General features: G+C 65.9%; 10 protein-coding genes. 1 reads left to right on the forward strand and 9 read right to left on the reverse strand.

Going from position 1 to position 9,932, the window contains the following annotated elements; translation table 11 throughout:
- Window positions 1-6: 6 nt before the first annotated feature.
- The 6 genes from DIE23_RS16600 to DIE23_RS16625 form a co-directional block, all read right to left on the reverse strand.
- Window positions 7-894, reverse strand: coding sequence for a dihydrodipicolinate synthase family protein (locus DIE23_RS16600; protein WP_124613129.1), 888 nt, complete (start codon window positions 892-894; stop codon window positions 7-9).
- A 161-nt stretch (window positions 895-1,055) separates the two neighbouring features.
- Entirely contained in the window at window positions 1,056-2,351 is a 1,296-nt protein-coding gene (gene glyA, locus DIE23_RS16605) for a serine hydroxymethyltransferase (RefSeq protein ID WP_124613130.1), read from the reverse strand.
- Window positions 2,352-2,518: 167 nt separating this feature from the next.
- Window positions 2,519-3,400, reverse strand: a complete 882-nt coding sequence (locus tag DIE23_RS16610) for a glycine betaine ABC transporter substrate-binding protein (RefSeq protein ID WP_124613131.1) — start codon at window positions 3,398-3,400, stop codon at window positions 2,519-2,521.
- A gap of 154 nt (window positions 3,401-3,554) precedes the next feature.
- The gene (locus DIE23_RS16615) at window positions 3,555-4,442 is read right to left on the reverse strand and encodes a proline/glycine betaine ABC transporter permease (RefSeq protein WP_124613132.1); all 888 of its coding nucleotides are present in this window, start codon (window positions 4,440-4,442) and stop codon (window positions 3,555-3,557) included.
- Window positions 4,439-5,728 carry a glycine betaine/L-proline ABC transporter ATP-binding protein gene (locus DIE23_RS16620; protein ID WP_124613133.1) on the reverse strand — a complete coding sequence of 430 codons (1,290 nt, stop codon included), beginning with the start codon at window positions 5,726-5,728 and terminating at the stop codon, window positions 4,439-4,441. Before DIE23_RS16620 ends, DIE23_RS16615 begins: the two co-directional genes overlap by 4 nt.
- A gap of 441 nt (window positions 5,729-6,169) precedes the next feature.
- Window positions 6,170-6,655, reverse strand: coding sequence for a DUF1772 domain-containing protein (locus DIE23_RS16625; protein ID WP_124613134.1), 486 nt, complete (start codon window positions 6,653-6,655; stop codon window positions 6,170-6,172).
- Between the two features lie 178 nt (window positions 6,656-6,833).
- Between DIE23_RS16625 and DIE23_RS16630 the strand changes: the two genes are divergently transcribed.
- A complete protein-coding gene (locus tag DIE23_RS16630) occupies window positions 6,834-7,502 on the forward strand; it encodes a TetR/AcrR family transcriptional regulator (protein ID WP_124613135.1) in 669 nt (222 codons plus the stop codon).
- Window positions 7,503-7,565: 63 nt separating this feature from the next.
- On the opposite strand, the gene DIE23_RS16635 is transcribed toward DIE23_RS16630, so the two are convergent.
- The 3 genes from DIE23_RS16635 to DIE23_RS16645 form a co-directional block, all read right to left on the reverse strand.
- Complete coding sequence (locus tag DIE23_RS16635; protein ID WP_124613136.1) at window positions 7,566-8,420, reverse strand: 3-hydroxybutyryl-CoA dehydrogenase; 855 nt, start codon at window positions 8,418-8,420, stop codon at window positions 7,566-7,568.
- Between the two features lie 38 nt (window positions 8,421-8,458).
- A complete protein-coding gene (gene bktB / locus DIE23_RS16640; RefSeq protein ID WP_124613137.1) occupies window positions 8,459-9,652 on the reverse strand; it encodes a beta-ketothiolase BktB in 1,194 nt (397 codons plus the stop codon).
- 49 nt (window positions 9,653-9,701) lie between these two features.
- The coding region (locus DIE23_RS16645) for a 4Fe-4S dicluster domain-containing protein (RefSeq protein ID WP_185646472.1) at window positions 9,702-9,932 on the reverse strand (231 nt) is incomplete at its 5' end.

The raw sequence follows: 9,932 nt of genomic DNA on the forward strand, positions 1-9,932 counted from the left end.
GATGGATTACCGGCCGTCGCGCAGCAGCGGCTTCACGAGCTTCGCGAACGCGTCGCGCTCGTCGTCCGACAGCGCGCCGAGCGGTGCGCGCGCGACGCCGACCGGCAAGCCGGCCAGCTCGCAGCCGTAACGCACGTACTGAATGAACTTGCCGCTGCGCTCGAGCAGCTCGAGCACCGGCAGCAGTTGCGCCATCAGCGTGCGGCCTGCCGCGAAATCGCCGCGCTTCACGCAGGCGTCGAGCAGGCCGGTGTGCGCTTCCGGCAGGAAGTTCGACGCGCCGGCGACCCAGCTGCGCGCGCCCCATGCGAAGAATTCGAGCGCCTGGTCGTCCATCCCGCAGCTCAGCACGAGCCGGCCGCCGAAATGCGTCGACAGATGATGCAGATGCGCGATGTCGCCGGTGCTTTCCTTCATCGCGACGAAGTTCTTGCGCTCGAGCAGCGTCTCGAGAATGTCGTCGCCGATTGCCGTGCCCGTGCGGGCCGGGAAGTTGTACAGCATGATCGGCATGTCGAGCGCGTCGTCGACCGCGAGCAGGTGCGCGAGCAATTCCTGCTGGGTCGGCTGCGCGTAGTACGGCGCGGCAACCAGCAACGCGTTCAGTCCCGCCCGTTTCGCTTCACGGCCGAGGCGCAGCACTTCCTTCGTCGTCGTCGCGTTGATGCCCGCGGTCAGGAACGTCTTGCCGCCGGCCGCTGCCGCGACCGTGTCGAACGTGCGCACGCGCTCGTCGAAGCTCAATGCGTAGTATTCGCCCGTCGTCCCGCCGATGCCGAGACCGGACACCCGGCCCGCGAGATCGGCCGCATGACGGCCCAGCAGTGCATGATCGATTTCGCCGTCCGCGTCGAACGGGGTGACCAGCGGTGTGTGTACGCCCTCGAAGCTCATTTTCGATACCTCAATCAAGTGGTTGCGCCAGGTTTCCGCGGTCTGGCGGGAAACCGGCCATTCGATAAAACGTCGTCGGCGCGTCGCGGCAGTCGCGCAACCACGCCGATCAATTCGCTACGTGATCCGAACGATTTTCCAGGTCCGGACCGATGCCGGAATCAGGCGAACGCCTCCGCATGCGCATAAATGGGAAACTGGCTGCACAGGTCGCGCACGCGGGTCCGCACCGACCGCTCGACCACTTCGTCGCCGCTCGGTTCGCGCTTGAGCGCCGCCAGGACTTCGAGAATCATTTCCCCGATCTGCTCGAACTGCGCGGGTCCGAAGCCGCGCGTGGTGCCGGCCGGCGTGCCGAGCCGGATGCCGGACGTGACCGTCGGGTTTTCCGTATCGAACGGAATCCCGTTCTTGTTGCAGGTGATGCCGGCGCGCTCCAGCGCCTTCTCGGCCTGCGTGCCGGTAATGCGTCGCGAACGCAGGTCGACCAGCAGCAGGTGGTTGTCCGTGCCGCCCGTGACGAGCGACAGGCCACCGGCCGTCAGCACGCTCGCGAGCGTCTGCGCGTTGCGCAACACCTGGTCGATATAGCGGGTGAACTCCGGGCGCAGCGCCTCGGCGAACGCCACCGCCTTGCCGGCGACGACGTGCATCAGCGGGCCGCCCTGCAGCCCCGGAAATACCGCCGCATTGATCTGCTTCGCGATCTCGGCATGGTTCGTCAGGATGAAGCCGCCGCGCGGGCCGCGCAGCGTCTTGTGCGTGGTGGACGTCACCACGTCGGCGAACGGCACCGGGTTCTGATGCCGGCCGGCCGCGACGATGCCGGCGATGTGCGCCATGTCGACCATCAGCTTCGCGTCGACGCTGTCCGCGATCTCGCGGAACACGGCGAAGTCGAGCGCGCGCGGATACGCCGAGTAGCCGGCGATGATCAGCTTCGGGCGATGCCGCTCGGCAAGCCGGCGCACGTCGTCGTAATCGATGCGCAGCGTGTCCGGGCTCACGCCGTACTGCACCGCGTTGAACCACTTACCGGACAGCGCGGGCCGCGCGCCGTGCGTGAGATGGCCGCCCGCATCGAGGGACATGCCCATCACCGTGTCGCCCGGCTTGACGAGCGCGAGCATCACCGCGCCATTCGCCTGCGCGCCCGAGTGCGGCTGGACGTTCGCGTGCGCGGCGTCGAACAATGCGCACGCGCGGTCGATCGCGAGCGCCTCGATCCGGTCGACATGGTCGCAACCGCCGTAGTACCGCCGGGACGGATAGCCTTCCGCGTACTTGTTCGTCAGCACCGTGCCCTGGGCTTCCAGCACCGCCGCCGACGCGATGTTCTCGGACGCGATCAGTTCGATCTGGCTCTGCTGGCGACGCAGCTCCAGCGCGATCTCCGATGCGATCACCGGATCCCGGCTCTGGAGCGTTTCGGAAAAAAAGCGGGCGTTCTCGTTCACTTGGTGACTCCGCGACGCGATTCGTGACGTGCTGCATGAACTTCATGTACCGCACATTGCAAGGCCGGCGCCATCGTCGCGGCCCCGGCCGTATGCATCGGGCGGTACGCCCCGTCGGCTTGCGCGGACGACGCCGATCGCGTCGTCCGCGTCACCGCCGCGCTGCCTTACTGCTGCAACCAGGTCTTCAGCTTCTCCGGATGCGCATCGACGAACTTCTTCGCGGCCGTCGCGTAATCGTTCGTGCTGTTGCCTTCGAACTCGATCGCCTCGACGTCGGCCAGCGTCAGCTTCAGGTGCTTGAAGAACACGTCGGCGCGCGGGAACTTGCCGGCGAACTTCTTCGATGCGAACGCGTGGATCTGCTCTTCACCGCCCAGCGTGCCCTTCGAATCCTTCAGATAGCGCATCTGCCACTTCTGGAACAGCCAGTGCGGGCTCCACACCGTCGCGACGATCCACTGCTTCGACTGGTACGCACGGGACACGCTCGCCAGCATGCCGGCCTCGCTCGATGCCTGGAGGTTGTAGCCGTCCAGGCTGTAGGCCTTGATGGACTTCTCGGACGCCTGCATCAGGCCGCCGCCCGGCTCGATGCCCTGGATCGTGCCGTTCAGCTTGCTCTTGACTTCCGGCTTGTTCAGGTCGGCGATCGACGACAGTTCCGATTCCGGAACGTAGGTCGGGACCGCCCAGCCGTTCCTGCCGCCGGTGTAGATGATGCCGACGTCATCCAGGTCGTTCTTGTACTTCGCGTAGTACGTCGCATGCGTGACCGGCAGCCAGCCGCCGACCATGATGTCGAGATCGCCGCGCGCGACGCCCTGGTACTGGATGCCGATGTCGGCCTGGACGAACTGCACCGGTTGCTTCAGTTGCGTCTCCAGCACGTACTTCGCGACATTGGCCACCGCGAGCACGTCGGCCCAGTTGGTCACCGCGATCTTGACCGGCTCGGCCGCCGACACAGCTCCCACACCTGCGCTGCAGGCAACCACCGTCGACACCGCAAGTTTCGCCAGAAGCGACTTGAACGTATGGGTATTCATCTAGTACTCCTTGTTAATCACGCGAGGTCTTTCAAGGATGAGGAACGCCTTCGATCGGCGTTTCTGGTCTCCACGCACTGCTACACCGGTTCCGCCGCGGCACCGTGGCCGCGGCGCTTCATCTTCCATCAACTGCCTGCGACAGCCCTTTCCGTCAGGTTCGTGCCGCGCCACGCGGGCCGGCCTTGCCTGCACGCGCCACCGGCCGCGCCTTCTTTTTCTTCGCCTTCACGCCGAAGCTCTCCGTCAACCGATCCAGCACGATCGCGAGCAGCACGACGCCCAGCCCGCCTTCGAAGCCGATCCCGATGTCGAGGCGCTGGATGCCGCTCAGCACGTACTCGCCGAGGCCACCCGCGCCGATCATCGACGCGACCACCACCATCGACAGCGCCATCATGATCGTCTGGTTCACGCCGGCCATGATCGACGGCAGCGCGTTCGGCAGCTGGATCTTCCACAGGAGCTGCCAGTCGGTGCTGCCGAACGAGCGGCCGGCCTCGATCAGTTCCTCGCGGACCTGCCGGATGCCGAGCGTCGTCAGCCGCACGACGGGCGGCATCGCGAACACGATCGTCGCGATCACCGCCGGCACGCGTCCGAGGCCGAACAGGATCACCGCCGGGATCAGGTACACGAACGCGGGCATCGTCTGCATGAAGTCGAGCAGCGAGCGCAGGATCATGCCGATCCGGTTGTTGCGCGCACCCCAGATGCCCAGCGGGACACCGATCACGAGGCTGAAGAACGTCGCCGCGGTGACGAGCGCGAGGGTCGAGACCGTCTGCGCCCACAGGCCCATGTAGTGAATGACGAGCAGCGCGAGACCGACGAAGATCGAGAACACGATGCCGCGGCGCCACAGCGCGAGTCCGACCAGGATCACGACCATCGCGATGAACGGCACCGCGGCGAGGCCGTCCTCGAGCAGCTTCACCACCGCGCCGAGCCCCGCCGAGAAGGTGTCGAAGCCACCGCGGAAATGCAGAAACAGAAAGTTGACGAAATTCTCCGCGAACTTCCCGATCACCGACGAATTCATGCTGCCCTCCGTTGCATCATCTGCTTGAGTATCGTCCGGCAGGACACGACGCCCGCCAGTTGTCCCGCCGCGTCCGTCACCGGCACGTCGTGCTCCTGGGTCAGCGCGATCGACGCGAGCTGGTGAAGATCCGTATCGATCGACACCGCGTTGAAGTCATGGATGAATGCCTCGCGGATCGGCCGCGTACCGGACCGGTGCAGCGTGGCGGCCGTGACGCAGCCCAGATAGTGGCCGGCCTCGTCGCACACGTAACCGCATTCCGCGCCGCTGTCGATCAGCTGGTTCAGGTAGCGGTCGGACGGCGTGCCGGCATCGCACCGAAGCAGCCCGCGCTCGACCTTCGTCATCATGCTGGATGCCTTCAGGAAGCGCGACACGTCGACGTTGCGGAAGAAGTCCTGCACGTACGCATCCGCCGGCGTCTGGATCAGTTCGGCCGGCGTACCGACCTGGATCAGGCAGCCGTCCTTCATGATGCCGATGCGGCCGCCGATCTTCACCGCTTCCTCGATGTCGTGGGAAATGAACACGATCGTGCGCTGCTCTTCCTTCTGCAGGCGCAGCAGTTCGTTCTGCATTTCGAAGCGGATCAGCGGATCGAGCGCGGAGAATGCCTCGTCCATCAGCAGGACCGACGGATTCACCGCCAGCGCGCGGGCCAGGCCCACGCGCTGCTGCATGCCGCCGGACAACTCGCTCGGCAGCAGCTTCTCGTACGAACCCAGGCCGACGCGCTCCAGCGCGGCACGCGCAACTTCGTAGCGCTGCGCCTTCTTGATCCCCGCGACCTCGAGCCCGTATGCGATGTTGTCGATCACGGTCCGGTTCGGCAGCAGTGCGAACGACTGGAACACCATCGCCATCTTCTGGCGCCGAACGTCGCGCAGTTCCGGCGTCGACATCGGTGCGATGTCGCGGCCTTCGAGCACCACCTGCCCGGACGTCGGCTCGATCAGGCGGTTGAGCAGTCGCACCAGCGTCGATTTGCCGGAGCCCGACAGGCCCATGATCACGAAGATCTCGCCGGCCCGCACGCTCAGGCTCACGTCGTCGACCGCCACCATGTTGCCGGTTTCGGCGAAGATCTCGTTGCGCCCGATGCCGCGCTTCATCATCTCGATTGCACGCTCGGGCTTCGGACCGAAAATCTTCGACAGGTGCTTGACGGTCAGGATGTCGGTTCCGGTCGCGGTACTCGACCGGGCGATCGACGGCGCACCGTCGGTGTGGATTGCTCCGGGGGGAAGTACGTCGCCCGGTGCAAACGTCAGATTTGGGGCCATTCTGTCATCCCGACTAACTGGTAACGGAAACCGCGAACTTCGCACGTGTCGCCATCGATTGCCCGCTTGCTGCCGAGGTCGATGCCGCTCTCGCTTGGTTGACGGCGCTGATTCAGTGATTGCAGCGTATCAATCCAATTTCGTCGTTCCAGATACATTTTCTGTGCGCTTTTCCATACCTTTGGTAATGCATCGAAAACGTGCGAAAAAGCACGAATGGCGCGGAATGGTGCGAATGACGCGCAAGCCAATACCGGCGCGGCTGTGCGGGATTGGGCGGGGATTGCGCCGATGCGGCGTGCGCGGCGCGTGGAAGGCCGCGCTAGGGGAAAATCCCGACGGAGGGACGTAAGGGAAACTACCGATAAGACGGACATTCGACGGCGAAAATGGCCGTCGAGCCGGCTATCGGACAGTGAGAGCCGGCGTTCGACGAGGTCATTACCGTGCCGCAACCCCCGCGATGAACGACACGCAAGCCGCGGCCGATGCCACCGTGCGCACGTGATTCCACCGCGTCCAGTCGTGCACGTAGCGCGCCCACTGCGCCGCGCCCTGCGCGGTGGCCGGATCGGCGGCGGCAAGCGCATCGTTGAGCGGCACGTTGACGGCCATCGTCACCGCGAACATCCCGAACAGATAGAACACGCCGCCCGCAAGTGCCGCCATCGCACCCGGCTGGTCGCGATCGAGCAGCGCGATCGCGACCAGCGCGAGCGCCATCAGCGTCGTGCCAAGGAACAGCGGCATGAACGGTGAACGGACAATGTCGACGTTGATCGCATTCATTGCCGCTACGCCCGCCTGCGGCGCGATTCGCGCGAGCGACGTCATCACGAAGGTCGAGAACGCGAAATAGACGCCGGCCATCAGCCCGCAGCCGATCGCCGAACCCCACAGCAACGCGGAAGTCAGGAACGCGATCATGATCGTGCGCTCCCCACTCCGGTCGCGGCCGTCTTGCCCGAGCCGCCGACGATGACGATGACGATGGGATATGCCGGCATGTGCGTCTCCTTCCCTCTCAGAAATACGAGATATTCTCGCGTTTTTAAAAAAACGATAGACTCTCGCATTAGCAACGTCAAGTTTTTCCGGAGACGGCATGGCCCGACAGAAATCGAGGCAGAACGGCAGCGATGAAGCGGCAGCGGCGGCCGACGCGCCGGCCCGCACGCGGCTCGTGCCGACGCAGCAGCGCAGCCGCGAGCGGTTCGAACGCATCCTCGCGTGCGCGTCGGAGGTGATGATCGAGAACGGGTGCGATGCGTTCCGGATGAGCGACATCGTCGAGCGCACGGGCATCTCGTTCGGTTCGCTGTACCAGTACTTTCCGGACAAGGCGGCCGTGATCGGCACGCTCGCGGAGCGCTACAACGCGGTCGGGCACGATTGCGTGCGGCGCGACCTCGCCGGGATGAAGACGATCGACGACCTGCACGGCACGCTCGCGCGTATCACGGACAGCTATTACCGGATGTTCGTCGACGAGCCGCTGATGCGCGACATCTGGCGCGCGACGCAGGCCGACCGCGCGCTGCAGGCACTCGACCGGGCGGACGGGGCGTTCCTGGCCGGCCTGCTCGCAGATGCGCTGGGAGACGTAGCGCCCGACACGACGCGCGCGCAACGGAGCGCATTCGCGGAGCTGATGATGATCCAGATCGCGGCGGCCGTGCGGCATGCGATCACGTTGCCGCCGAAGGCGGCCAGGCAACTGCTCGCGATGTTCAAGCGGACCTTGCCGCGGGATCTGGCGGTGCTGGATGCGTAAGCGGGCCGTGCAAAGCACGCGGCCGCCCGAAGGCGGCCGCGCGAAGAGGCACCGACGTGCCGCTTACTTGCTGTAGTCGTACACCCCGCGCCCCGTCTTCCTCCCCAGCCGCCCGGCCGACACCATCTCGCGCAGCAGCGGGCACGCACGATACTTCGTGTCGCCGAAGTCCTTCAGGAACACGTCCATCACCGCGAGGCACACGTCGAGCCCGACGAGATCGGCCAGCGCGAGCGGCCCGATCGGATGGTTCGCGCCGAGCTTCATCCCCGCGTCGATCTCCTCGGCCGACGCGATGCCTTCGGCCAGCACGAAGAACGCTTCGTTGATCATCGGCACGAGGATCCGGTTCACGACGAAGCCCGGCGCGTTGCGCACGCCGATCGGCGACTTGTCGAAACGCTCGGTCAGCGCACGCACCGCCGACGCGGTCGCGTCGCTCGTCTGCAGCCCGCGGATGATCTCGACGAGCGGCATCAGCGGCACCGGATTGAAGAAGTGCATGCCGACGAAGCGCGACGGATCGGCGAGCAGCGCCGCGAGCGACGTGATCGAGATCGACGACGTATTGGTCGCGATGATCGCGTCGGGCCGCGCGACCGACTCGATCTGCTTCAGGATGCGGCTCTTCAGCTCGACGTTCTCGGTCGCGGCCTCGATCACGATGTCGACCGCGGCGAGCTTCGCGTAATCGGTCGACGTCGTGATGCGCGCCAGCGCGGCGTCGCGTGCGGCGGCGTCGAGCTTGTCCTTCGACACGAGCCGCTCGAGGCTGCCCTTCAGTGCGGCGACGCCCTTGTCGAGCGCCGCATCGCTGACGTCGATCATCACGACGTTGAGTCCTGCAACGGCGGCGGTTTGCGCGATGCCGTTGCCCATGGTTCCGGCGCCTACGACGCCGACTGTTTCGATAGCCATGACGATTCCTGTGTATTCGGGTGCTGAGCGGTCGATTATCAGATGTTCTCGAAGATCGCCGCAATGCCCTGGCCGCCGCCGATACACATCGTCACGAGCGCGTAACGCCCGCCGATGCGCTTCAGCTCGTACAGCGCCTTGACCGTGATCAATGCGCCCGTCGCGCCGATCGGGTGACCGAGCGAAATGCCCGAGCCGTTCGGGTTGACCTTGGCCGGATCGAGGCCGAGCTCCTGCGTGACCGCGCACGCCTGCGCGGCGAACGCCTCGTTCGCCTCGATCACGTCGAGATCGGTGATCTTCAGGCCCGCGCGCTCGAGCGCCTTCTGTGTGGCCGGCACCGGGCCGATGCCCATGTACGCCGGATCGACGCCCGCATGCGCGTACGCGACGAGACGCGCGAGCGGCTTCACGCCCTGCGCGCGCGCGGCATCCGCGCTCATCATCAGCACCGCGGCGGCCGCGTCGTTGATCCCCGACGCGTTGCCGGCCGTCACCGTGCCGTCTTCCTTCACGAACACCGGCTTCAGCTTCGTGAAGTCGTCCGGGCCGGCGTCGTGACGCACGTGCTCGTCGGTGTCGAACGCGACCTCGCCCTTCTTCGTGCGGATCGAGATGGGCAGGATCTGGTCCTTGAAGCGCCCTTCCGCGATCGCGCGCGCCGCGCGACGATGCGATTCGAGCGCCAGCGCATCCTGCGCGTCACGCGAGATGCCGTACTTGCGTGCGACGTTCTCGGCCGTCACGCCCATGTGGATCGTCTGGAACGGGTCGTGCAGCGCGCCGAGCATCATGTCGACGAGCTTGGCGTCGCCCATGCGCTGGCCGAAGCGCGCGGCCGGCACGGTATACGGCGCGCGGCTCATGCTCTCCGAACCGCCGCCGATCGCGACGTCGGCGTCGCCGAGCATGATCGTCTGCGCGGCCGACACGATCGCCTGCAGGCCCGAGCCGCACAGGCGGTTCACGGTCAGCGCCGGCGTGTGCTGCGCGACGCCGCCGTTGATCGCCGCGACGCGCGCGAGATACATGTCCTTCGGTTCGGTGTTCACGACGTGGCCGAACACGACATGCCCGACCGCATCGCCCGACACGTTCGCGCGCGACAGCACTTCGCTCACGACCTTCGCACCGAGATCGGTCGGCGAGAAATCCTTCAGGCTCCCGCCGAAATCGCCGATCGCGGTACGGACACCGCTCACCACCACGACTTCCTTCGCTGCATTGCTCATCGTCTCACTCCGGTTCGTTCGCGCCCACAGGCGCGGGGATGCGTTTGCGTTACATGTTCGGGTAATTCGGCCCGCCGCCGCCTTCCGGCGTGACCCACACGATGTTCTGCGTCGGGTCCTTGATGTCGCAGGTCTTGCAGTGCACGCAGTTCTGCGCGTTGATCACCAGGCGATCGCTGCCGTCGTCGTTCTTCACGAACTCGTACACCGCCGCCGGGCAGAAGCGCCCCTCCGGCCCCGCGTACGTGCGCAGGTTCACGTTCACCGGCACGTTCGCGTC

It is taken from the genome of Burkholderia sp. Bp9143 (assembly GCF_003853645.1).
GTDB lineage: Bacteria > Pseudomonadota > Gammaproteobacteria > Burkholderiales > Burkholderiaceae > Burkholderia.